19 protein-coding genes are annotated in these 24,597 nt (G+C 59.5%); 15 read left to right on the plus strand and 4 right to left on the minus strand.

The genetic code is table 11. The features are described 5' to 3' along the window. Nucleotides 1-37: 37 nt before the first annotated feature. Both B4M48_RS06625 and B4M48_RS06630 read right to left on the minus strand, forming a co-directional pair. Nucleotides 38-1,852 (minus strand): glycoside hydrolase family 15 protein, encoded by a 1,815-nt coding sequence (locus B4M48_RS06625; RefSeq protein ID WP_288656269.1) that lies wholly within the window; start codon nucleotides 1,850-1,852, stop codon nucleotides 38-40. A gap of 165 nt (nucleotides 1,853-2,017) precedes the next feature. Continuing rightward, entirely contained in the window at nucleotides 2,018-2,593 is a 576-nt protein-coding gene (locus B4M48_RS06630; protein ID WP_039385764.1) for a DedA family protein, read from the minus strand. Between the two features lie 168 nt (nucleotides 2,594-2,761). On the opposite strand from B4M48_RS06630, the gene B4M48_RS06635 reads away from it, so the two are divergent. The 3 genes from B4M48_RS06635 (at nucleotide 2,762) to B4M48_RS06645 (ending at nucleotide 7,090) form a co-directional block, all read left to right on the plus strand. Then, nucleotides 2,762-3,349, plus strand: a complete 588-nt coding sequence (locus tag B4M48_RS06635) for a Yip1 family protein (RefSeq protein ID WP_039383350.1) — start codon at nucleotides 2,762-2,764, stop codon at nucleotides 3,347-3,349. A gap of 186 nt (nucleotides 3,350-3,535) precedes the next feature. After that, a complete protein-coding gene (gene pbpG, locus B4M48_RS06640; RefSeq protein WP_071669009.1) occupies nucleotides 3,536-4,474 on the plus strand; it encodes a D-alanyl-D-alanine endopeptidase in 939 nt (312 codons plus the stop codon). A 162-nt stretch (nucleotides 4,475-4,636) separates the two neighbouring features. Further along, on the plus strand, nucleotides 4,637-7,090 hold the full coding sequence (locus B4M48_RS06645) for a DUF3772 domain-containing protein (RefSeq protein WP_039383355.1): 2,454 nt from the start codon (nucleotides 4,637-4,639) through the stop codon (nucleotides 7,088-7,090). Nucleotides 7,091-7,138: 48 nt separating this feature from the next. Here the strand turns inward: B4M48_RS06645 and dld are convergent, their stop codons facing one another. Beyond that, nucleotides 7,139-8,848: a D-lactate dehydrogenase gene (dld, locus tag B4M48_RS06650; RefSeq protein ID WP_039383358.1), complete on the minus strand. Its 1,710-nt coding sequence runs from the start codon at nucleotides 8,846-8,848 to the stop codon at nucleotides 7,139-7,141. A gap of 155 nt (nucleotides 8,849-9,003) precedes the next feature. Between dld and bglX the strand changes: the two genes are divergently transcribed. From bglX to B4M48_RS06695, 9 genes are all read left to right on the plus strand, one after another. Next, nucleotides 9,004-11,301 (plus strand): beta-glucosidase BglX, encoded by a 2,298-nt coding sequence (gene bglX / locus B4M48_RS06655; protein ID WP_039383360.1) that lies wholly within the window; start codon nucleotides 9,004-9,006, stop codon nucleotides 11,299-11,301. Between the two features lie 74 nt (nucleotides 11,302-11,375). Then, on the plus strand, nucleotides 11,376-12,254 hold the full coding sequence (locus B4M48_RS06660) for an oxygenase MpaB family protein (RefSeq protein ID WP_039383363.1): 879 nt from the start codon (nucleotides 11,376-11,378) through the stop codon (nucleotides 12,252-12,254). A 129-nt stretch (nucleotides 12,255-12,383) separates the two neighbouring features. After that, nucleotides 12,384-13,493 (plus strand): suppressor of fused domain protein, encoded by a 1,110-nt coding sequence (locus B4M48_RS06665; protein WP_039383365.1) that lies wholly within the window; start codon nucleotides 12,384-12,386, stop codon nucleotides 13,491-13,493. Between the two features lie 207 nt (nucleotides 13,494-13,700). Beyond that, on the plus strand, nucleotides 13,701-15,596 hold the full coding sequence (locus tag B4M48_RS06670) for a methyl-accepting chemotaxis protein (protein WP_071669012.1): 1,896 nt from the start codon (nucleotides 13,701-13,703) through the stop codon (nucleotides 15,594-15,596). Nucleotides 15,597-15,798: 202 nt separating this feature from the next. Beyond that, on the plus strand, nucleotides 15,799-16,332 hold the full coding sequence (idi, locus tag B4M48_RS06675; RefSeq protein ID WP_039383369.1) for an isopentenyl-diphosphate Delta-isomerase: 534 nt from the start codon (nucleotides 15,799-15,801) through the stop codon (nucleotides 16,330-16,332). Between the two features lie 160 nt (nucleotides 16,333-16,492). Beyond that, nucleotides 16,493-17,401, plus strand: a complete 909-nt coding sequence (gene osmF, locus B4M48_RS06680) for a glycine betaine ABC transporter substrate-binding protein OsmF (RefSeq protein ID WP_071669013.1) — start codon at nucleotides 16,493-16,495, stop codon at nucleotides 17,399-17,401. 3 nt (nucleotides 17,402-17,404) lie between these two features. Further along, a complete protein-coding gene (locus B4M48_RS06685; RefSeq protein ID WP_288656275.1) occupies nucleotides 17,405-18,571 on the plus strand; it encodes an ABC transporter permease in 1,167 nt (388 codons plus the stop codon). Then, a complete protein-coding gene (locus tag B4M48_RS06690; protein WP_288656278.1) occupies nucleotides 18,564-19,499 on the plus strand; it encodes an ABC transporter ATP-binding protein in 936 nt (311 codons plus the stop codon). The genes B4M48_RS06685 and B4M48_RS06690 overlap by 8 nt, the downstream gene beginning before the upstream one ends. Further along, nucleotides 19,496-20,230 (plus strand): ABC transporter permease, encoded by a 735-nt coding sequence (locus B4M48_RS06695; protein WP_039383378.1) that lies wholly within the window; start codon nucleotides 19,496-19,498, stop codon nucleotides 20,228-20,230. Before B4M48_RS06690 ends, B4M48_RS06695 begins: the two co-directional genes overlap by 4 nt. Nucleotides 20,231-20,399: 169 nt before the next feature. Here B4M48_RS06695 and B4M48_RS06700 read toward each other — a convergent pair whose 3' ends face one another. Next, nucleotides 20,400-21,134 (minus strand): MerR family transcriptional regulator, encoded by a 735-nt coding sequence (locus B4M48_RS06700; RefSeq protein ID WP_039385767.1) that lies wholly within the window; start codon nucleotides 21,132-21,134, stop codon nucleotides 20,400-20,402. 151 nt (nucleotides 21,135-21,285) lie between these two features. Between B4M48_RS06700 and B4M48_RS06705 the strand changes: the two genes are divergently transcribed. The 3 genes from B4M48_RS06705 (at nucleotide 21,286) to dinG (ending at nucleotide 24,589) form a co-directional block, all read left to right on the plus strand. After that, nucleotides 21,286-21,849, plus strand: coding sequence for a helix-turn-helix domain-containing protein (locus B4M48_RS06705; RefSeq protein WP_039383380.1), 564 nt, complete (start codon nucleotides 21,286-21,288; stop codon nucleotides 21,847-21,849). Further along, nucleotides 21,846-22,361 carry a GNAT family N-acetyltransferase gene (locus tag B4M48_RS06710; RefSeq protein WP_039383382.1) on the plus strand — a complete coding sequence of 172 codons (516 nt, stop codon included), beginning with the start codon at nucleotides 21,846-21,848 and terminating at the stop codon, nucleotides 22,359-22,361. The genes B4M48_RS06705 and B4M48_RS06710 overlap by 4 nt, the downstream gene beginning before the upstream one ends. A 92-nt stretch (nucleotides 22,362-22,453) precedes the next feature. Continuing rightward, a complete protein-coding gene (gene dinG, locus B4M48_RS06715; RefSeq protein ID WP_250341004.1) occupies nucleotides 22,454-24,589 on the plus strand; it encodes an ATP-dependent DNA helicase DinG in 2,136 nt (711 codons plus the stop codon). Nucleotides 24,590-24,597 lie beyond the last annotated feature (8 nt).

Here is a 24,597-nt window from a genome sequence, read left to right on the forward strand (position 1 = left end):
ATAAATCTGTTGGCGCAATGACCCAAATTGTGAATAGTCAGGGCTGCCAGAGCGTCACTTCACCGCTGAGTTTCCGGTTAAGAAAAAAGGCGGCACTGATCAGCGCCAGGTGGCTCAGCGCCTGCGGAACGTTGCCCAGGGCATAGCCGCGCTCGGTAAACTCTTCGGCATACAGACCCAGCGGGTTGGCATAGCTTAGCAGCTTCTCAAACTCAAAATGCGCCTCCTGCACCCGGCCGGCGCGCGCCAGGCACTCTACGTACCAGAAAGAGCAGGCGACAAAAGAGCCTTCGCCGCCGGCCAGTCCGTCAGCCGGTGTTTCGCTGATATTATAGCGCCGTACCAGACCATCGCTGACCAGGTTAGCCTTGATGGCATCCAGCGTGGCCAGCCAGTCGGGGTCGGTGGAGCTGACAAAGCGCACCAGCGGCATTAGCAGCATTGAGGCATCCAGAGCGGTGCCGCCGCGCGTCGCAGTGAAATGCCCCAGGTCGGCGTTCCAGAAGTTCTGCCAGATATCGTCGCGGATCTCGCTGCGCACCCGATCCCAGCGATCGTAAGGCATCGGCAGTGAACGCTTCATGCCCAGCCGCAGCGCGCGATCCAGCGCCACCCAGCACATCAGGCGCGAGTGGAGAAAATGCTCCGGCTCACCGCGCATCTCCCAGATGCCGGCGTCCGGCTGGTTCCAGTTGTCGCAGACGTAATCAATCATGCTGGAGACGTGCAGCCAGCCGCGGTGGGAGATGGCGTCGCCATATTTGTTGGCCAGATAGATGGCATCCATCAGCTCGCCATAAATATCAAGCTGCGTCTGGTGCCACGCATCATTACCGATGCGAACCGGCCGTGAATCGGCGTAGCCAGAGAGGTTCAGCAGTTCGCTTTCATGCAGTTCGGTGCCGCTATCGAGACGATACATCACCTGCAGATGCGGCGTGTCGTCATGGCTGTGTTCAACGCAGCGGCCGACCCAGCGGGTAAAATCGTGCGCCTCCTCTACATAGCCAAGGCGCATCAGCGCATACATACTGAACGAGGCGTCGCGGATCCAGGAGGCGCGGTAGTCCCAGTTGCGCTCGCCGCCCAGCTCCTCCGGCAGGCCAAAGGTGGCGGCGGCGGCGATCGAACCATGTTCATGTGAGGTAAGCAGCTTCAGCGTCAGCGCTGAACGTGTCACCATTTCACGCCAGCGCCCCTGATAGGAGCTGTGATTACTCCAGCGCAGCCAGTAATCGAGCGTATCCTGAAAGCAGCGCGCCGTTGAGATGGTTTCAACGTGCGGATCGTCATCGTTGCTAAAGACAAACTCCGCGTGTTCGCCACTCTGCAGCGTAAATTCCGCTACCGCCGCCTGATTTTCGCAGCGCAGCGGCAGCGTAGCGCTCAGGCGCAGCGCGGGCTGCCCCTCCGCCAGAAACGCCACGCCGCTTTCACGCATTTCAGCGCGCGTCTCAGCCCGGGCGTAATCGTGACGCGGCGCGCAGACCAGCTGAAAAGTGGCGGTGCCGCGCACCATTTTTACCCGACGTACCAGCCGCGGGACTTTGCTGCTCTCGTCGCAGATCGGCATATAGTCGGTGATCTCCGCCACCCCCTCATCGGCCAGCCAGCGGGTCTGCAGAATATTGGTATCAGGCAGGTAGAGCTGCTGGCGACGCGCCTGTGGCCAGTCAGGCGCAAGGGTAAAACGGCCCGCCTCTTCGCTGTCGAGCAGCGCCGCAAAGACAGAAGGGCTGTCCAGCTCTGGCCAGCAGAGATAGTCGATAGTGCCGTCGTTTGCGATCAGGGCGCAGGTGCGCAAATCGCCGATTACGCCGTGGTCATCAATTCTGCGTTTAATTTTGCTCATCCCGCCTCCGGTACCTTATCTGACTGTTAACTATAGACGAAACGGCTGGCCGGGCAGCGCCGTGGCACGGATGGATAACTTCTGTACTGAAAAATCGTTAACAGCGAGGAGAGCGTGTGATGGCGGATTCACTCTGGCGAATCCGCAGTTCAAAGGCTACCACAGTTAACCGGCGCGGCGGTGGTTCCAGCGGCGGATCAGATAGCGTAAGACAATACCGGTGACGATAGCCGCCGCCAGCCAGACCAGATGTTTAAGATGCTGATCGAGCTTATGCAGCCAGGGCGCAATGATTTCGCCGGCAAAATAGCCCAGCGTGACAAAAATCAGCGCCCAGAGCGCAGCACCGATAATATTAAGCACAAAAAAGCGCAGCGGCTTCAGACGGCTGGTGCCGATGATAATCGGCCCAATCAGGCGAAAACCGTACATAAAGCGCACGCCGATAACAAACAGGCTGGGACGCTTCTGGATCAGACGGTTAGCTTTGCCAATCGTCGCCTGATGTTTACTGAAGCGGCGCAAAATGCGCGTACCGTAGCGGCGGCCAAGCCAGAACAGCAGCTGGTCACCAATGATGCCGCCTGCCATCGCCGCCAGCACCACGCCGCCGTAGTGCAGCAGCCCCTCATGCGCCGCCACGCCGCCCAGCAAGGTAAAGGTTTCCCCTTCGGCAATACAGCCAATCATCAGGGCCAGATAGCCATACTGGGTGATTAATCCATTGATATCGAGATGCAATTTTTTCTCCCTGGACAGAACAGACACCTGAGCAGTGTAGCTGCAGGCGGCTTTTTTTGTGCAGCGGGCCGCAAAAACAGGCGCGCTGGTTATACTTGAAGAGACGCTGCCTGTCGGAGTCTGACTGAATGCTAAAGGGGCGGCCCACTGCATCAGAGGAGTGATTTTATGAATCATGTCTGGGGTCTTCTGGCGCATCCGAATCAGGAAATGCGCCATATCAAGCAGGAAAACGAAAGCGTTTCACATCATTACACGCATCACGTGCTGCTGATGGCAGCGATACCGGTTATCTGCGCCTTTATCGGCACGACACAATTTGGCTGGAATCTGGGCGACAATCGCTTTATTCAGCTCAATCTGCTCACTGGCCTCGGTCTGGGTATTCTCTTTTATCTGTTAATTCTGGGTGGCGTCGCGGTAATGGGGCGGGTCATTCACTGGATGGCGCGCGACTATCCGCAGCGTCCCGGTATTCAGCGCTGTACCGTGTTCGCCGGCTATGTCGCCACGCCGCTGTTTCTCAGCGGTCTGGTCGCACTTTATCCGCTGGTATGGCTCTGCGTACTGGCGGGTGCCGTGGCGCTGGTCTACACCGGCTACCTGCTCTATGTCGGCATCCCGGTGTTTTTGAATATCGACCGCGAAGAGAGCATGCGCTTCTCCGGTTCAACGCTGGCGATAGGGGTACTGGTATTTGAAGTGCTGCTGGCGCTGACGGTTGTGCTGTGGGGCTATGGACCAAGGCTGTTCTGATTTCCCTGCTTTTTTCTGAGGCCGCACATAACTGCGGCCTTTTTAACGCCCGGAAACAATCTCACTAAGAAATTTGCCGCATTTGCGCGTATTATGCCGCTGCCAGCCCGCACCCTGACAGGCCTGATGCGGGCGGCCTGTGGAGCTTTCACAGCGCAAAACTCCTGATCGGATCTCACTGACACGATGTCTGTTAAATTACCTGTTTCTCTGCTGTCGCTGGCGCTGTTTATGACGGCCCCGGCGGCGGTAACACCTGTACTGGCTGCACCGGCCGCGCTGTCGGGTCTGGCACCGCTGGCCCAGCCGCAAATCGCCTCCGGCAGCGCAATGATTGTTGATCTCGATACCGGCAAGGTGCTGTTCTCCAGCCATCCTGACCGCGTGCGGCCTATCGCCTCCATTACCAAAGTGATGACGGCGATGGTTGTGCTGGATGCAAAGCTGCCGATGGATGAGATGCTTTCGGTAGATATCAGCCAGACGCGCGAGATGCGCGGCGTGTTTTCGCGCGTCAAACTCAACAGCGAAATCAGCCGCCGCTCGATGCTGCTGCTGGCGCTGATGTCGTCTGAAAACCGCGCGGCGGCCAGTCTGGCGCACCACTATCCGGGCGGCTATAACGCCTTTATCCGCGCCATGAATGCCAAAGCGCGCGCGCTGGGTATGACGCATACGCGCTATGTAGAACCCACCGGCCTCTCCACGCAGAACGTCTCCAGCGCCAGCGATCTGGTTAAGTTGCTGAAAGCGACGCGTCAGTACCCATTGCTGGGCCAGCTCAGCACCACGAAAGAGCAGACGGCGGTGTTTCAGCACCCGAGCTACGCACTGCCGTTCCGCAACACCAATCACCTGGTTTACAAAGAGGGCTGGCGGATCCAGCTGACGAAAACAGGGTACACCGATGAGGCGGGCCACTGTCTGGTGATGCGTACGGTGATCAACAACCGCCCGGTGGCGCTGGTGGTACTGGATGCGTTTGGTAAATATACCCACTTTGCCGATGCTAATCGCCTGCGCGACTGGCTGGAAACCGGTAAAGCGGCCCCGGTTCCGGCGGCAGCGCTGGCATATAAAAAACAGAAAGCGGGCCTCACCACCAGCAATACGGTAGTGGAGTAACGACGAGGGCGCGCCTGCCAGCAGAAGGGGCGCGCCACTTGCAAACTGGCGTATCATCAGTACCCTGATTTAGCCTTATCACACCTGTTTTCATCCCGGCGGCGACCTCCTGTACTGGCCGCCACACTCGTTTAACTGGCTTTTTCGCTGGAATGTCGTTCTATGATTAAGTTTCGTTTTTTCACTGTTCCGCTGTTACTGCTCATGCTGTGCGTGCCCGCGCTGAGCCAGGCGGATGACGCGCCCGATGTGACGCAACAGCAGCCGGCACAGGAAGAAGAAGCGCCGCCGCAGGCGAATCCGGCGGTTGAGCTGCCAAAAATGCAAAAAATTCTCGATAAGATCAAAGGACAGGTATCGGGAGAAACCAGCGAAAACCAGCTCAACCAGCTTAATGAGATGGCGCTGGAGCTGTCGGGCAATGCAGAGACGCTGGGACAGGCGTTAGTCCCGCAGCGCCAGCAGCTTGATGCGCAGCTGGCGGTACTGGGTCCCGCGCCCAAAGCGGACAGCGGCGTTAAAGAGACGCCGGAGGTGACGCGCAAGCGCCGCTCGCTGGAAAACCAGAAAGGCAAGCTGGACGATCAGATAAAGCAGGCAGAAGGCATTAAAAACGGTGCGCTGGTGCTCTCTTCGCAGATTGTGAACCTGCGCCGCGATCAGCTGAAAAATCAGCTGGCGCTCAATTCCGGCAGTATTTTTGGCCCGCGCTTCTGGGCGCCGCTGGTGAGCCGTCAGGATCTCGACGGCGAAAAAATCAGTGACTTTATTACGGAGCTGAAGGCGTCGGCGGCACTGTCGTGGGAGCCGGACTGGCGCGTCGGTACCATCGGCTGGCTGGTGGCGGCGATGCTGGTGATGACGCTGGGACGGCGCTACAGCGAAGAGTTTCTCGCCTGGGTGAGTATTAACAAGCTGCCGGAAGGGCGGCTGCGGCGCAGCTTCCTCGCGGCTGCCATCGCGCTGACCACGCTGGCTGCAGTGGTGCTGACCTTTAACTTTAGCGCGCTGGCGTTTACCCGCCGGGATGAAGTCTCCGGCGACGTACAGGATTTTGTTACCCGCCTGGTGCAGCTGAGCGTCTACTGCGGGCTGATTGCCGGTCTGGGACGGGCGTTTCTCTCGACCCGTCGTCCCAGCTGGCGTCTGCCGGCCATCTCTAATGAGGTTGCGCTGGCGCTGAAGCCGTTCCCGCCGATTACCGCTGCGCTGGTGTTTATCTTTCAGACCGCAGAAGCGTTTAACTACACGGTAGGTACCAGTCTCAGCACGACGATTTTTGCTAATGGCCTGACCGCGCTGCTGATTGGCAGCACCGGGCTCGCTATCAGTATGCGTACCAACCGCGTGCGCCGCCGGATGGCCCGGCTCGGCAATCCGCCAGAGGCGCGTCCGACGGTGGTCGGGCTGGTTCAGCTGGCGCTCACGCTGACTGCCGTTGCGATTCTGATTTCACTGACAATCGGCTATGTGACGCTGGCGCGCTTTCTGGGCTACGAGGTGGTGTGGTGCGGGATCCTGTTTGGCTCCTTCTATTTTTTAAGCCACGTCATTACCGACGGCTGTGAAAGCCTGTTTTCCACCAGCAGCGCCGCCGGGCGCCGCCTGCAGAGTTCGCTCAATATCGATGAGCGCTATCTGCAGCAGGCCGCCACGCTGCTCAGCGCGCTGGGTAAAGCGCTGCTGATGGGGATTGTGGCGCTGGCGCTGATGACCGGCACGTTCGCCTCCTCCACGCCGGTAGAGCTTATTCAGAAAGTCATTGAGTTCTGGGGTGGCAAAGGGCTGGAGTCGCTGAATATCGTACCGGCGCATATGGTAAATGCCCTTATTTGCCTAGTAGCGGGCATCTGGATATTGCGCTCAGTGCGCCGCTGGCTGGATAACGATTTTCTGCCGAAAACCACTATGGATATCGGCATGCGCGTCTCGCTGGTGACGCTGTTCAGCAATATCGGCTACGTGCTGATTATCCTGCTGACGCTCTCCATCATGGGGCTGCAGTGGAACAAGCTGGCGTGGATTGTCAGCGCGCTATCGGTGGGTATCGGTTTTGGTCTGCAGGAGATCGTTAAAAACTTTATTTCCGGTCTGATCCTGCTCACCGAACGGCCGGTCAAGGTAGGCGACCTGGTCAGCATCAGCGGCATTGAGGGCGATATCCGGCGGATTAACGTTCGCGCCACGGAGATTCAGCTGGGCGACAAGTCAACGGTGATCGTGCCTAATTCGCAGCTGATTTCACAGAACGTACGTAATGCCACTATGGGCAATGCGCAGGGGGTGGTGACCATTCAGCTGACGTTCCCGCTCGATATCGATCCGGTGCGGGTGCGCGAGCTGCTGCTGGAGGTCTATAACGAGAATGAGCGCATTCTGGAGACGCCTGAACCTTCGGTATCGTTTAAAGATCTTACCCCGTCGGGCATAGTGCTGAGCGTAACCGGCAACGTCGCCAGCCAGCGCCAGATTTCGGGTGCGAAAAGCGATCTGCTGTTCGATATTCTGACGCGGCTGCGTAAAGAGGGCATTGTGCTGTCGGCGCCGCAGACCATGATCATCGAGCGCCGCGCTCTGGCGGCGGCTACGCAGGAGCAGGATGCGCCGCAATCCTGAGTCAATGGCAGGGTGGTTATCGGACCACCCTGCACATGACGACCGGTCTCAGGCTTTGACTGCCCAGCCTTTCTGCTTGCTGGTTTTACCGATGCCGGGATTGAAGGTATTGGTCGGGTCCAGTTCACGATAAAACGCCTGCAGCTGCGGTTTCGCTTTGTAGAGATGGCCGACGTTATGTTCCGCCGGATACTCTGCCCCGCGCGCGCTGAGCAGCGCCAGCATCCTCTCTTTCAGCGCGTGCACATCCACGCCTTTTTTCACAATGTAATCCTGATGGAACACGTGGCAGAAGAAGTGGCCATAGTAGAGCCGGTGGATCAGATCGTTATCAAACTCCGGCGGCAGCTGTTCAAACCAGGCTTCATCGTTGCGGCGCAGGGCGATATCCAGCGCCAGAATATCCTCCACTTCATCCGCATGCACCGCGTGATAGCGCACGGCGGCACCGGCGGCGGCAAACCGATGCAAAAAGGCATGCGATCCCTCTTTGCTGTCGCAGGCGAAAAACTCGCCGCCACCCTCACGGAAATAGTCCTGCAGATACGCCTGCGCTTCGGCAACGCCTTCGCCGGACATCTTCAGCATCAGGTGGTGCTCATACTTATCGCGATAGTGCTTAAGACGTTTCGGCAGATGGGCCGGGAACAGGCGACTGATACGCTGCAGCAGACGGTCGGTGAAGTGCGGCTTCACAAAGCTGAGCTTGTTCAGCCAGGCATCAACCCGGCCCTTGAGGGTGAAAAAGAGCGGCATCTTATCGGTGCCGAGCTTGTCGATCATCACGAAAGTATCTTTGCCGTACACTTCGGCAATATCGAAGATATCGCGGTGCATATATTCACCCGCCACCGGCAGATGGGTGAACTCTGCCAGGATATGACGGCGGATGTCGCCCAGCACGGCGGGGTCGTTGGTGCCGATATAGAATACCTGCTGCTGTGGCTCAGTCGGAAAGGTATCCAGACGCACGGCAAACACCGCAAGCTTACCGGCGCAGCCGGAGGCTTCAAACAGCCGGCGGGCGTCAGCGTTAAAGCGCGCCGGCGTATCGGCGTGAATATCACGTACCCGCCCGGCGTATTCATGGTCCGAGGCGTGGCGCTCATCCCAGCGCACGTCGCTCTGCTGCCAGCGCTCATCATCCAGCCGCCCGAGGATCTCTTCCGGTGAGTGGCCCAGATCGATTCCCAGATGGTTAACCAGCTTGAGTTTACCGCTGGCGTCCACCTGCGCAAACAGCGCCATCTCACTGTAGGCCGGTCCGCGTTTGATCAGCGAGCCGCCGGAGTTGTTACAGATCCCGCCCAGCACCGACGCACCGATACAGGAGGAGCCAATGACCGAATGCGGCTCGCGCCCGAGCGGTTTGAGCGTTTTTTCCAGCTGATAAAGCGTGCTGCCGGGAAACGCGAGGATCTGTTTGCCGCCATCAATCAGCTGCAGCCGGTCGAGACGCAGGGTGCTGACGATCACCACCGGACGATCGTAATCGTTGCCGCTGGGGGTGGAACCCTCCGTCAGGCCGGTATTTGCCGCCTGCATCAGGATAATGGCGTCCGCGCTGACCAGCGCCTGCAGGACCCGCCAGAGTTCAAGCAGCGACCCCGGAAAGACCACCGCCAGCGCATCGCCCGCGCCGGAGCGAAAGCCGGTCCGGTAGCGCGCGGTCTGCTCCGCGTCAGTCAGCAGATGAGAGGCACCAACCAGACGGCGCAGGTCGGCAACCAGTGCAGGGTGAGAAAGGTGAGAATTCATGAGCCTGTCCTTGTCGTTAACGTGGCGTTTCTACTGTAGCACGCGGCGCGGCTCTGGTCGCCGTGTGACAAAGGCGGCTACCTGCTATCCTCATCTTGTGGCACACTGCCCCGGTAATCTTTATTGTGCGCAGTTACTTAAGAGAACCCAACCTGATGAAATGGATTTACTCTGTTAGCCTCGCGGTCTCCCTGGCTCTGCAGCCGGCGTTTGCCGATACGCTGCGTGAAACACATCCCCTGACGGAGCAGGCGCGCGACGCGTATGTCAGCCAGCTGCTCAGCAAAATGACGCTGGATGAGAAAATCGGCCAGATGCGGCTGATCAGCGTCGGACCCGACACGCCGAAAGAGGCGATTCGCGACATGATCCAGCAGGGTCAGGTTGGGGCGATTTTTAATACCGTCACCCGCCAGGATATTCGCGCCATGCAGGATCAGGTGATGCAGCTCAGCCGCCTGAAAATCCCGCTCTTTTTTGCCTACGATGTGGTGCACGGGCAGCGCACTATTTTTCCGATTCCGCTGGGCCTCGCGGCCAGCTGGGATCGCGATGCGATTGGTGAAGTGGGACGTATTTCTGCTTATGAGGCCGCGGATGATGGTCTGAATATGACCTGGGCACCGATGGTGGATGTCAGCCGCGAACCGCGCTGGGGGCGTGGCTCAGAAGGCTTTGGCGAAGATACTTATCTTACGTCGCAGATGGGCAGCGCCATGGTCAGAGCGATGCAGGGCAAAAGCCCGGCCGATCGTTACGCCGTGATGACCAGCGTGAAACATTTTGCCGCCTACGGCGCGGTGGAAGGCGGGCGTGACTACAACACCGTGGATATGAGTCCGCAGCGGCTGGCACAGGACTACCTGCCGCCTTATAAAGCCTCGCTCGATGCCGGCAGCGGTGGCGTGATGGTGGCGCTGAATTCGCTGAACGGCACCCCGGCCACCGCCGATGGCTGGCTGCTGAAAGATCTGCTGCGTGACCAGTGGAAATTTAAAGGTATTACCATCAGCGATCACGGTGCGATTAAAGAGCTGATTAAACATGGTGTGGCGAGCGATCCGCAGGATGCGGTGCGCATTGCGCTCAAGTCAGGCATCGACATGAGCATGAGCGATGAGTACTACAGCAAATATTTGCCGGCGCTGGTGAAAAGCGGGGCGGTGAGTATGCGTGAAATTGATGATGCCGCCCGTCACGTGCTCAACGTGAAATATGACATGGGGCTGTTTAACGATCCGTACAGCCACCTCGGACCGCAGAGCAGCGATCCGCAGGATACCAACGCTGAGAGCCGTCTGCACCGTGCTGAAGCGCGCGATGTGGCGCGCAAGAGCATGGTGCTGCTCAAGAACTGGCACGAGACGCTGCCGCTGAAGCGTGACGCGACCGTTGCGCTGGTGGGACCGCTGGCGGACAGCCAGCGCGATATCATGGGCAGCTGGTCAGCCGCGGGTGTGGCAAAGCAGTCAGTGACGCTGCTGCAGGGGATGCGCAATGCCATGGCGGACAAAGGCACGCTGCTGTACGCCAAAGGAGCTAACGTTTCTGACAACAAAGGTATTCAGGGCTTCCTCAATCTTTACGAGCAGGCGGTGAGCGTCGATACACGCACACCGCAGCAGATGATTGATGAGGCGGTAGCCCAGGCAGAGAAGGCGGATGTGGTCGTCGCTGCGGTGGGTGAAGCGCAGGGCATGGCGCATGAAGCGTCCAGCCGCAGCGAACTGGCGATCCCGGCCAGCCAGCAGAAATTACTGGCGGCCCTGAAAGCCACTGGCAAGCCGCTGGTGATTGTGCTGATGAATGGCCGGCCGCTGACGCTGGTGAATGAAGACCGCATGGCGGATGCGATGCTGGAAACCTGGTTCAGCGGCACCGAAGGCGGCAATGCTATCGCGGACGTGCTGTTTGGCGATTACAACCCTTCCGGCAAGCTGCCGGTCACGTTCCCGCGCTCAGTGGGGCAGATCCCGCTTTACTACAATCATCTGCCAACCGGGCGACCTTATAATCCGGAAAAGCCGAATAAATATACTTCTCACTACTACGACACCATCAACGGCCCGCTCTATCCGTTTGGTTACGGCCTGAGCTATACCCGCTTTACCGTTTCACCGGTGACGCTCTCCGCCCGCACGATGCCGCGCAGCGGCAGCATTGAAGCGAGCGTAACGGTGACCAACAGCGGTAAACGCGACGGGGCAACGGTGGTACAGATGTATCTCAACGATCCGGTGGCGAGTATCAGCCGTCCGGTTCAGGAGCTGCGCGACTTCCGGCGCATTATGCTGAAAGCCGGTGAGTCACAAACCGTGCGCTTTACGATTGATGCTGACGCGCTGAAATTCTGGAACCAGCAGATGCAGCACGTGGCGGAACCCGGCAAATTTAACGTTATGATTGGCCTGGATTCCGTACGCACTCAGGATGCGCAGTTCGACTATCTTTAACGGATAACCGCGTCTCCCGGTCGCCAGGCCGGGAGCGCTATCCCTGACGCCTTTTTATCCGACACCACGCCACCATGACGCTTCGCAATCGCATTGAACAGCAGATCTTTCGCCTTAACGGGCTGGCACTCAACGAGTTTGACCTCTCACAGCCGCCCGGCGATCCCGGCCTGTTCGGCCCCGACTCCACTATCTGGCGCATCCACGGTGATTTTCCGGCGATGCTCTGCGGCGGTATCAGCGCCCTGATGCTGCAGATGCTGCATCCGGCGGCGCTGGCCGGGGTCTGGGATCACTCCAGCTTCCGTCAGGATATGCTCGGCCGGCTGCGCCGCACCAGCCAGTTCATCGCCGTAACGACCTTTGGCAACAGTGCCGATGCCCGGACGCTGATTGAGCGGGTGAAGCGCATCCATCTGCAGGTCAGCGGCACGGACAGCAACGGTAATCCTTACGCGGCCAGCGATCCGCATCTGCTGACCTGGGTGCACGTGGCGGAAACCAGCCGTTTTCTGGCGGCCCATCTGCGCTATAAAAACCCGGCGCTCAGCCGGGCTGAGCAGGATCGCTACTATCAGGAGGCGGCGCAGGTGGCGATTGCGCTGGGCGCAGAGCAGGTGCCGTGCAGCGTCACCGACGTTGAGCACTATCTGCAGGCGATACGCCCGGAACTCTGTTTTGATGCGCGCACGCAGGAGGTGATGGCGCTGCTGATGAATGCACCGGCACCCGGCTGGCAGGCGCGACCGGCAATGCGCACCATGCTGCAGGCGGGCATCGGTCTGCTGCCGGCGTGGGCACAGCAGCAGCTGCAGCGCCCGGTCAGCCCGCTGACGCAGTGGCGCACCGACCGGCAGATGCTGCTGCTGGCGCGCCTGCTGCGCTGGTCGATACAGCGCGGCGCCTGGTCACGGGCGATGCAGCGCATGGGGCGTGACGCCCGCTACCGCTGAAGCAAAGCCAGTCGCTCAGCGCGAGCGCAGCCGCACTTTGAGAGTTTTACCCTTGTCTCACATGGCGCGAGTGCCGATCCTGCTCTATTCTCGGGGAAAATGGATCCCTCCAGGCATTGTCGAGGCGTTATGACCAGTTACCCTCTGATTGCTGAGGTGCCGAATCAGCAACATACTTTAACCGCGATCGTCGAACAGGATGCGCGCACCGCCTATTTTTATATCTGGCCCAACGACCTGTTTCGCAGCCAGTACGCTGTTCGCGGCTGCTGGCTGCGCAACCTTCTGCCGGCACCGGCAGAGGAAGATCGCGAAGCGATGGAGCAGGGGATCGCGCCGCTGCTGAGCGCAGAGTATTGCCGCACGCTGGAGGCGGAGCCGATGCTCGATCCCGCAGGCCTGCAGGTATTGTGGGAGCCGGATGATACCGGTGCTGCCCTGTGGTACTACGGCCAGCTGCTGGCGGTGATCCCCGGCTGGAGCCTCTATCAGAGCAAACAGGTCAGCTTCTCAGCCGGCTGCATCAGGAAAAACCGCCTGACGGCGCCGCTGGGTTCCGCCTCCACCAATGAATACTATGCGCGTGCTGAGCAGCAGCGTCACTTCTGGCGCGACTGGCACGACGACCAGCAGTGGGAAAAAATTCAGCATGAAATGCTGCAGGTCTACCAGGCGCGGTGGGGTGAGTCGGTCAAATATTACGCTATCGATCAGGGCAGCTGGCCGCCGATGGCGCTTTCTCAGCACTGGCATAACGGCGTCTGGTATTTTGTCACGCTGGGAATGAGCATTCGTCCGATGCCGCAGGTCGATTATCTGTTTGAAGAGCTGGCTCCCCAGTACCGGCGGGTTGAGCTGGCGCTGGCGGTAGATGGCGAGGTGATGACCGAGGCCAACGCGGTGCAGATGGCGAGCGCGCTGGCTGAGTTTGCCCATCTGCCGTGGGCGCGGCTGACGTGGATTGGCGAAGGGCATACGCTGGCATCTGAAGTGGCGCCGGTCGGCTTTGAAAGCTTTCTGCTGGCTAACGCGCTGGCACCGGAGGCGGTGTCGCTGCGATTGCCGAAGCGCGACGGCGATCGGCCGGAACTGCTCTGGGCGACGCCGATCACCGAAGCGGAACGCCACTTTGCGCAGTCGGATGAACAGGGCGGACAGCAGCTGCTTCAGCGGCTGCTGGCGGAGGGCAACAGCCATATCTTCCGCCCGCGTCAGGAGGTGGTGGCGCCGCCTCAGTAAACGCCCGCCCTTCTTCTGTGAAGAGGGGCGCGCTGTCTCCAGGCAGGCAATTCTCCGCTCTGCTTATCGCCGGTTATTCCTACCCTGTAAAAATAGTCACCCGATTCAACTATTTGCTTTTTTTGTGATCCCGCGCCTCTCAAGTTCCCCATTAACACGCCGTTAACCTCGATCAGGCAACTCGCCAACCAGGGTAAGGGCATCCGAATGTTTAAAACGACACAATCCCGTTTCACCGCGACGCTGGTCGCATTTTTTGTTGTGCTGATGCTGGTCACTGTACTGGTGATCAATCAGTTTATCGCACCGCAGCTGAGTCAGAATGAGAGCCGCCTGGTGCGCTATGAAGTTGATGGTCTGGCCGGACGCATTGTTGAACAGATGAACCGGGTTCAGGCGCAGCAGCGGGCGATAACGGAAGCAGCGGGCGTGATGGAGAGCGCAACGATAGAGACGCTGCTGCCGGCGCTGGTAAACCAGTACCAGGACAGCAACGTATTTGGCGGCGGGATCTGGCCGCTGCCGAACCGGCGCGATCCGGCAAAAGAGAAAGACAGCACCTTCTTTGCGCGCAACGCCAGCAATCAGCTGCAGGTCAATACTTACTGGAACTCCGATGCGGCCGATAAGTACTGGGAGCAGCCGTGGTACAAAGCGGGTATGGCCGCAGCAAAAGGGCAGTGCGCCTGGGCCAAAGCCTATCAGGATGCGGCCAGCCCGCAGCCGCGTACCAACTGTGCGATGGCTATCTATCGCGACGGCAGCGTCTGGGGCGTTGCCACAATCGATGTCACGCTGGGCTTTTTTAATCAGCTGGCGAAGCAGATGGGTGACGCCATTAAAGGCCGCGTGCTGATTGTTGAAGCGGATGGCAAAGTGGTCGGGAACGCGGCGCTGCTGGACGGTGCGCCAAAGCTGGAAAACCTGAGCGATACCCGGCTGCCGATGGCCACTGCGCTGAAGTCGCTGCTGACGCAGGCGGGGAGCGAGCCGGCGCAGACAACGTTTAGCGGTGAGGATGGTGAGCATACGCTGTTCCTGCAGGCGATCCCCGGCAGCCCGTGGTATCTCGCCAGCGACGTCCCCTCCAGCCTGCTGGATGCACAGACGCACAGTATGCTGACGCGGCTGGGCGTGGTACAGATCCCGCTGGCTATTATTCTGCTGCTGGTATCGCTGGGCTTTGTCCGCGCAATGATGAAGCGTCTGGGCGTGCTGCACAAAAATATTGAAGCACTCTCAACCGGCGGCGCCGACCTCACACAGCGCCTGCCTGCCAGCAATAGCCCGGAATTTAACGCCGTGGCTGAGAGCTTTAACCAGTTCATCAGCTACCTGCAGGGGCTGATGCGTCAGGTGGGCGACAGCGCGCTGGCGATCACGGCGGCCTCGCGCGAAATTGCCAGCGGCAACGCCGATCTCTCTGCGCGCACCGAATCGCAGGCCAGCTCCATTGTCGAGACGGCAGCCTCAATGGAGGAGCTGACCGGCACCGTGCGCCAAAACGCCGATAACGCCACCCACGCTAATCAGCTGGCTGACGGCGCAGCCACCGTGGCGGCGCGCGGCAGTGAAGTGGTGCGTCAGGTCGTGACCACTATGGGGGAGATCCACCACTCATCGCGTAAAGTCGTCGATATCATCAGCGTCATCGACAGCATCGCGTTTCAGACCAACATTCTGGCCCTGAACGCGGCGGTTGAAGCGGCGCGCGCCGGAGAGCAGGGGCGCGGTTTTGCGGTGGTGGCCTCAGAAGTACGCAACCTTGCGCAGCGCTCAGCTAACTCAGCGCGCGAGATTAAAAAGCTGATTGAAGAGTCAGTGGCAAATATTGATACCGGCAGCCAGCTGGTTGAGCAGGCGGGACAGACCATGGATGAGCTGATGCAGGGCGTCAGCAGCGTCACCACCCTGATGAGCGAAATTATGTCCGCCAGCCGTGAGCAGAGCATGGGTATCGATCAGGTTAACGTCGCGATCACGCAGCTGGATGGCAGCACGCAGCAGAACGCCGCGCTGGTAGAGCAGGTCTCTTCAGCCGCGCGTGCAATGGAGGAGCAGAGCGTGCAGCTGGAACAGGTGGTGCAGAGCTTCAGACTATAACCGCACTCATCACTATTGCGGCGGCTTACAGGCTGCCGCAATCTCATCGTGCTTTACCTCTGCATACCTTCTTCTTCGCCGATTCAGATTATGCCTGCTAAGCTTATTTTTTACCGCGCCAGCGCACGAAACGTGCGCCTTTTTCTCCGCTGCTGCCACGGCGATTGTGTACAATAGCAGGGATTTTTCTGAAGGAGCCCTCATGCCTGCCATAGAAGTTATTCTTGTTGACCACCTCGATCGTCCCACCGGCAAGATGGAAAAGCTGGAAGTGCATGAAAAAGGCTTACTGCATCGCGCAGTAACGGTTTACGTGTTTAATTCGCGTCATGAGCTGCTGCTGCAGCGGCGTGCCAGCAGCAAATACCACTGCGGCGGACTCTGGAGTAATACCTGCTGTAGTCATCCGTTTCCGCAGGAGCCGACGCTCGATGCCGCTGAGCGCCGTCTGCGTGAAGAGATGGGACTGAACCTGGCGCTGACGCCGGTATTTGAGCTGAGCTACAACCTGCCGCTCAGTAACGGCCTGATTGAACATGAGTATGGACACGTCTTCTTTGCCATCAGCGATGAAGAGCCGGTGCTGAACCCGGAAGAAGCGGACGCCTGGTGCTACCGTTCAGTCGGGCAGATTCAGCAGCAGATGGAGACCGAGCCGGAGCAGTTTACGCCATGGTTTCTGCACACCTTCCCGCGCATTCCGCATACGCTGGGTGACTTTCGCCTGACTGCCTGACACGCCTCTCTCTCCCGGCACACCTCGCACCTTTTGTGCGGGGCAATTTTTGCCCGGCTTAACAAAACAGACGTAAAATCTGCGCTTTTTTCCCGTCGCCTGCTGCGCCAGGCTACGCTTGTTTATCACCGGGTGCTAAACAGGGCATAAGGAAAACATCATGATTAAACAGGGGTTACTGGGGCTGATTGCCCTGTCGCTGAGCATGGGCGCGGCGCACGCCGCCGATGCGGTCAAGGTCGGGTCGAAAATCGATACAGAAGGCTCGCTGCTGGGCAATATTATTCTGCAGGTGCTCAATAAGCACGGGGTCAAAACTGTCAACAAAATTCAGCTCGGCAATACGCAGGTTGTTCGCGGTGCCATCGTCGCGGGCGAGCTGGATATCTATCCGGAATATACCGGCAACGGCGCTTTCTTTTTTAACGATGAAAAAGCGAGCGCGTGGAAAAATGCGCAGCAGGGTTATGAGAAAGTCAGACAGCTCGATGCAGAGAAGAATCATCTTATCTGGCTGACGCCGGCACCCGCCAATAACACCTGGACCATCGCCGTGCGTGGCGACGTGGCGCAGCAGAATAAGCTGAACTCGCTTGACGATCTCAGCGCGTATCTGAAACAGGGCGGCACGTTCAAACTGGCTGCCTCTGCGGAATTTATTGAACGCGGTGATGCCCTGCCGGCGTTTGAAAAAGCGTATAACTTCAAACTCAATCAGTCGCAGCTGCTTTCGCTGGCAGGCGGCGATACGGCGGTCACCATTAAAGCCGCGGCGCAGAAAACCTCTGGCGTCAATGCGGCGATGGCGTACGGAACGGATGGCCCGGTCGCGGCGCTGGGTCTGCAGACGCTGAGCGATCCCAAAGGCGTACAGCCAATCTATGCGCCGGCGCCGGTCGTGCGTGAAGCGGTACTGAAGCAGTATCCGCAGATGGCAGAGTGGCTGCAGCCGGTGTTCAGCAAGCTGGATGAAAAAACGCTGCAGCAGCTTAATGCGCAGATTGCGGTAGAAGGGCAGGACGCCAGCCAGGTCGCAACCGCGTGGCTGCAGCAGAACAAGTTGCTGTAAAAGGTGCGACAGCTGCTGCTGCGCCCCGGCCGTCAGCCGGTCACGCTGCTGCTGACGGCGCTTATCACGCTGACGCTGCTGATGCTGCCGTTTCTGCGCTTTGCGGCTAACCGGCTGGTATCGGGCGAGCCGCTGATGGTGTGGCAGGTTGCGCACGCCGGCTGGCTGGCGCTGCCGATCGCGCTGCTCTGGCTGAGCCTGTTCGGGCCGCCGGGCCGGCGTACGGCTCTGCTAACCCTGCTGGGCGCGCAGGGTCTGTTTGCACTGCTTATCGGCCTCGGCGGCAGCGGTGCCAGCGAGCTGGCGCGCAGCAGTTCGCCGCTGGCGCGCACGGCGTTTGGCAGCGGTTTATGGTGTGCGGCCGGATTATCGCTGCTGCTGGCAGCAGAAGCGATCAGAGCGATAAGCCGGCAGGTTGTCTGGCGCATTCTGCTGAATCTGCAGACCGGCGTGCTGCCGCTGCTGTTTTTACTGACCGGCTGGCTGGATCAGCTGTCGCTGCTGAAAGAGTATGCCAGCCGCAGCACCACGTTCCATGCGGCCTTTAGCCAGCATCTGCTGCTGGTCTGCGGTACGCTGATGCCGGTGCTGCTGGCGGGGGTGCCGCTGGGGCTGGCTATTGCGCGCCGTCCTGGCTGGCAGCGGCCGGTATTCAGCCTGCTGAATCTTATCCAGACCATTCCCTCTGTGGCGCTCTTCGGCCTGCTTATTGCGCCGCTGGCCGGGCTGGCTGCACATTTTCCCGTACTCGGCCGTTTTGGCATCAGCGGTATCGGTATGGCGCCGGCGCTGATTGCGCTGGTGCTCTATGCGCTGCTGCCGCTGGTACGCAGCGTGGTTGCCGGGCTGGAGCAGGTGCCGCCTGAAGTACGCGAAACCGCACGCGCCATGGGCATGAGTTCCGGACAGCAGTTCTGGCTGGCGGAGCTGCCGCTGGCGCTGCCGGTCTGGCTTGCTGGTTTGCGGGTGGTGGTGGTGCAAACCGTAGGTCTGGCAGTCGTTGCGGCGCTGATTGGTGCCGGCGGCTTCGGGGCTATCGTCTTTCAGGGATTGCTGAGCAGCGCGCTGGATCTGGTTCTGCTGGGGGTGATCCCGGTAGTGGCGCTGGCGGTACTCTGTGATGCGCTGCTGCGGCTGCTGTCCGCGCTGCTGGAGAGAAAAGATGATTGAATTTCATAACGTGAGCAAACAGTTTGCCGGTAAAACGGCGATTTCCGATCTCTCTTTGCAGATCGGCCAGGGGAGTTTTACGGTTCTGATCGGCACATCCGGCTCCGGTAAATCGACCCTGCTGAAGATGATCAACCGGCTGGTGGAGCATGACAGCGGCGAGATCCGCTTTGCGGACGAGCCTATCGGCCAGATGAACGTCCGCGCACTGCGCCGGCGCATCGGCTACGCCATTCAGTCAATCGGCTTATTCCCGCACTGGAGCGTGGCGAAAAACATCGCCACCGTGCCATCGCTGCTGGGCTGGCCCGCACAGAAAATTGCGGCACGGGTGGCAGAGCTGCTGGCGCTGCTGAATCTCGATCCCCGGCTGGCGACCCGCTATCCGCATCAGCTCTCCGGCGGGCAGCAGCAGCGGGTAGGGGTAGCGCGCGCGCTGGCTGCCGATCCGGAACTGCTGCTGATGGATGAGCCTTTCGGGGCGCTCGATCCGGTAAACCGCCAGGCGCTGCAGCAGGAGATGCTGCGCATTCAGCGGCTTACCGGCCGCACCATCGTGCTGGTGACGCACGATATTGATGAGGCGCTGACGCTGGCTGACCAGCTGGTATTGATGGATAACGGTAAGATTGTGCAGCAGGGCGCACCGGTTACGCTGCTGACGCAGCCCGCCAGCGACTTTGTCCGCAACTTTTTTGGCCGCAGCGAGCTGGGCGTGCGGCTGCTGGCGCTGGGGCAGGCGGGCAGCATGGCGCGCCGCGGCGAATGGGTTGATGCCGAGCCGATTACCGCTGCGCTGTCGCTGCGTGAAGCGCTGTCGCAGTTTATCGCACGCGGGACCGATACCTTACCGGTGGTGGATCAGCAGCAGCAGCGGGTGGGCGTGTTGCATTTCAGCGATCTGCTGCGCCCGCGGGAGGCGCAATGAAGCGCCTGTTACGCGAGCCGCTTAGCTGGCTGATTGCGCTGTTTTTACTGCTGCTGTGGGGATTACCGCACAGTGAAGCGCTGTTTGCCTGGTGGTTTCCCCGGCTGGAGCGTCCGCTCTATCAGCAGGAGAGCTTCTGGCGTCTGACGCTGGCCCATCTCTGGCTGGTCGCCAGCGGCACTCTGCTGGCAACGATTGTGGGCGTGGGCGGGGCAATTTTTGCCACGCGCCGCGCTGGCGAGGCGTTCCGGCCAACGCTGGAGACGCTGGCTGCGGCAGGACAGACCATTCCGCCGGTTGCGGTGTTAGCGATTGCCGTACCGGTGATGGGATTTGGCGCAACGCCTGCAATTGTCGCGCTGTTTCTTTATGGCGTACTGCCGGTATTGCAGGGGACGCTGGCGGGTATTGAGAGCGTGCCGGCCAGTAACCGGGAGATCGCAACCGGGCTTGGTATGGGGCCGTGGCGGCGCCTCTGGCAGATTGAACTGGCGCTGGCTGCGCCGGTGATGATGGCGGGTATACGCACATCGGTGATGATCAATATCGGGACTGCGGCTATCGCGTCAACGGTAGGCGCGGCCAGTCTGGGTTCGCCCGTTATCATTGGTCTGAGCGGCTTTAACACCGCCTATGTCATTCAGGGAGCCATACTGGTTGCGCTGCTGGCGCTGATTTGCGACCGGCTGCTGGAGCGGGTGCAGCGCTGGTTTACCGGGTATGCAGAATAAGGCTGTAGCCTACCAGCATCATGCCACCCATACCGCCTATCGCCATGATGGCGAACAGCGTACCGATAAAAATTTTATTCCAGTTCATTGCAGTACCTGATTAATGCCGTGAGTCAGGCATGATAACGCGCGCCCGGCAGAGGAAAAAGGCCTGACGTGCGGTTTTACATTAAGCCGGTTCGTGCATCTGTATGGAAAACCCCTGCGCCTGCCAGTGTTCAAACTGCTCCTGCTGACGCCGCGTTGGCCGTTTCCCGGTCCAGATAAACAGATGCTGTCCCGGAAAGAGCTCAGGGCGCGGCATATCCAGCGGTTCAGCCAGCACATCCATGCGCCAGCCGTGCTGTGCCAGACGCCAGGCTTCCAGCCAGATTCGGGTGCGATCTTCCACGGCCCAGCCGATAATCAGCGCATCTTTACCTGGTTTTTTGCGGGCACCCGCCAGACAAAACGCGACGTAATCGATGATAGCGCCGTCCAGCAGGCTGCACATCGTGCGGGCAGTGTTTTGATCGAGACCCAGACGCTGGCGTACCGGCACAAAAACGTGATCGATCAGTGCATCAATCGGATGCTCACGACCGATGGTGGCAATCTTGGTGCGCAGCTTTGACGCGCGGACGTGGCGCAGCACGCTCATCAGCTCTTCCTGCAGCGCAGTCCAGCCGTCGTGCACGTTGACCGTTTCACCCTCAAGCAGCGCTTTTACTTTACCGACGGGCACGCCGCTCTCTATCCAGCGTTTAATCTCTTCGATACGCTGAACATCTTCATCATCAAATTGTCGATGACCACCTTCGGTGCGCTGAGGCTTTAACAGACCGTAACGTCGCTGCCAGGCGCGAAGTGTTACCGGGTTTATTCCACAGCGCTCGGCAACATCGCCGATACTGTATAAGGCCATAATGTCCTCAAATATTGCGACCTGCATAAAAACACCTTAACCGTCGGGGCTGCCTTGTACAATCTTTATTTTATTGTACAACTTGAGTTTTTTCCCGATTTTCGGTTAATTCTCAAATAAGAGAGCGATTTCTCATATCTGAGAGGGCACTATGTCAGTAACTGAAACGGATAACCGGCTGGCGCTGCGGCTCGCTGAGCTTCGCGAACAGCAGGGCTGGTCGCTGGATGAACTCGCTCAGGCGACAGGCATCAGCCGGGCCTCATTGTCGCGCATTGAACGCGCTGAGACCAGTCCTACCGCAGCATTGCTTAACCGGTTATGTCTTGCTTATGGCGTGACAATGTCACGTCTGTTGCAGGAGGTCGAAGATGAGACGTTGCTGCTGATAAAAGCTGACCAGCAAACCTGCTGGCGCGATCCCGATAGCGGCTTTCAGCGTCGCACCCTTTCTCCTCCCGCAAGGCAGTTTAAAACAGAATTGATTGAAGGGGTACTCCCGCCAGGCGCACATATTTACTATGACACGCCTCCTCTTCAGGGGCTTGAGCAGCATATCTGGCTGCAGAGCGGCGGCTTAACGATCGTGATGGAGCAGCAGCGCTGGACGCTGGCTGCCGGCGATTGCCTGCGTTTTCACCTGACGGGACGCTCCGCCTTCAGCGCCGATGCGCAAGCGGGCGCCCGCTATATTCTGGCGGTATGCAAACCATGATCACGTTTTCTCAGCTTACTGCTGCCAGCGCAGCACACGCTATCGCTCCGCTGAGCGATCTGCTGCAGGCCTGTGTCGCAGACGGTGCCAGCGTGGGCTTTACCGACGCCGGCGATCGGCAGGTTATAGAGCGCTTCTGGCAGGCGAGAGCCGCTGCGCTGGCAGATGAAAGCCATATTTTGCTGGTGGCCTGGCAGGATCAGATCCCGGTGGCGACCGTAACACTGAGCGGCAGCCCGATGCCTAACGGTTATCACCGCGCAGAAATCAGCAAGCTGCTGGTGCACCCGCAGCGTCGACGGCAGGGCATTGCGCGTCAGCTGATGCTGCAGGCAGAAGACCTGGCCCGGGCGCAGAAAAAAACGCTGCTGGTGCTGGATACCCGCAGCGGGGACGTGGCCAGCCAGCTCTATCTCTCTCTGGGCTGGCAGAGCGCCGGAGAGATACCGCACTATGCCTGCTCAACGGAAGGGGTTATGGAGGCGACCACCCTGATGTACAAACTGCTGTAACGGGCAGCGGGTGCGAAAAAAGATGCGCTGAGGCTGACGCTGCCAGATTACTGTGTAAAAATACAGGCCGGATTAACTCAACAGTAATAATTATGGCTCTGACAGCAGCGATTAAAAGCCAGATTGCGCAATGGTATAAGGCGCTGCAGCAGCAGGTTCCTGACTTTATCCCGCGCGCGCCGCAGCGCCAGATGATTGCCGAAGTGGCAAAAAGTCTGGCGGGCGATGAGGGGCGCCATCTGGCTATTGAAGCCCCTACCGGCGTGGGTAAAACGCTCTCTTATCTGATCCCCGGCATTGCGGTAAGCCGTGCCGATGAAAAACGGCTGGTGATCAGCACAGCCAACGTGGCGCTGCAGGATCAGATTTTCACCAAAGATCTCCCGCTGCTGAAAAAGATCATCCCCGATCTCACCTTTACGGCGGCCTTTGGCCGCGGACGCTATGTCTGCCCGCGTAATCTGGCCGCGCTGGCCGCCAGCGACGATCAGCAGGGCGACCTGCTGTTCTATCTGGATGAAGAGGCGGTGACCGGCTCAAAAGAGGAGCAGAAAATCTGTTCCGGGCTGGAGAAAGATCTCAGCCGCCATACATGGGATGGCCTGCGCGATCACGCGGAGAAGGCGATCGATGACAGCCTGTGGCGGCGCCTCTCGACCGATAAAGCCAACTGTCTGGCTCACCACTGCCGCTGGTATCGTGAATGTCCCTTTTTTGTCGCCCGGCGCGAGATTGAACAGGCTGACGTCGTCGTCGCAAACCATGCGCTGGTAATGGCAGCTATGGAAAATGAGTCGGTGCTGCCGCCGGCAAAGCATCTGATGCTGATACTGGATGAGGGCCACCATCTGCCGGAAGTGGCGCGTGACGCGCTGGAGATGAGCGCCGAGATCACGCCAGGCTGGAGCGGGCTGCAGCTCGATCTCTTCATACGGCTGGTAGAGACGATCATGGCGCAGTTCCGCCCCAAATCGCCCCCGCCGCTGACCAATCCTGAACGGCTCAAACAGCACTGCGAAGAGATGCGCGAGCTGCTGCAGACGCTGAGTCAGGCGCTCAATCCGCTGCTGCCGCCCGATAATCAGCCGGGTGAGTTTCGTTTTGTGCTGGGGGAGCTGCCGGAAACGCTGCTCACGCTCTGTGCGCGACTGTTTAAGCTTAGCGACGCGCTGCGCGGTCTGAGTGAGGGGCTGCTGAATGAGCTGGGCGAGCAGACCGGTAAGGCGGATATTATGCGCCTGCATAAAGCGATTCTGCAGCTCAACCGGCACTTTGGCTGGTTAGAAGCCATCAGTAAACTCTGGCGGCTGGCCGCAATGGAAAAAGCCTCAAACGCGCCAGTCTCTAAATGGGTGACGCGTGAAGTGCGCGAGGGGCAGGCGCACCTGCTGTTTCACTGCGCCGGGATCCGCGTCAGCGACCAGCTGGAGAAGCTGCTGTGGCGTAAAATTCCGCATGTGGTCGTGACATCAGCCACGCTGCGTTCGCTCAGCAGCTTCAGCCGCCTGCAGGAGATGTCGGGACTGAGTGAGAAAGCGGGCGATCGTTTCGTGGCGCTCGATTCTCCGTTCAATCATGTCGACCAGGGCAAGCTGGTGATCCCGCAGATGCGCTATGAGCCGCTGCTGGCAAACGAAGCTGAGCATATCGCCGAAATGGCGCGCTTTTTCCGCCAGCAGATGGCGGAAGGGGAACATAAAGGCGTGCTGGTGCTGTTTGCCAGCGGACGGGCGATGCAGCAGTTTGTTGCGCAGCTGCCGGAGCTGCGTCTCACGATGCTGGTGCAGGGCGATCAGCCGCGCTCCCGGCTGGTGACGCTGCATCGCGAACGGGTGGCCGCAGGAAACAGCAGCATTCTGGTGGGCCTGCAGTCGTTTGCCGAAGGGCTCGATCTTAAAGGCGATCTGCTGTCGCAGGTGCATATTCATAAAATCGCTTTCCCGCCGGTAGACAGTCCGGTAATTTTGACCGAAGGCGAGTGGCTGAAAAGCCTGCGCCGCTATCCGTTTGAAGTCCAGAGCCTGCCCAGCGCCTCGTTTACGCTGATACAGCAGGTCGGGCGCCTGATCCGCAGTCATCACTGTTTTGGTGAGATTGTGATCTACGATCGCCGTCTGCTCAGCAAAAGCTACGGCAGCCGGCTGCTGGCGGCGCTGCCGGTGTTTCCGATCGAGCAGCCTGCGGTGCCGGAAGAGAAAAAAAGCGCCAGACGCAAACGAAAAGCCTGAGTAGCCGC

The sequence above is a fragment of the Pantoea sp. UBA6567 genome, from assembly GCF_002434165.1.
GTDB lineage: Bacteria > Pseudomonadota > Gammaproteobacteria > Enterobacterales > Enterobacteriaceae > Pantoea > Pantoea eucrina.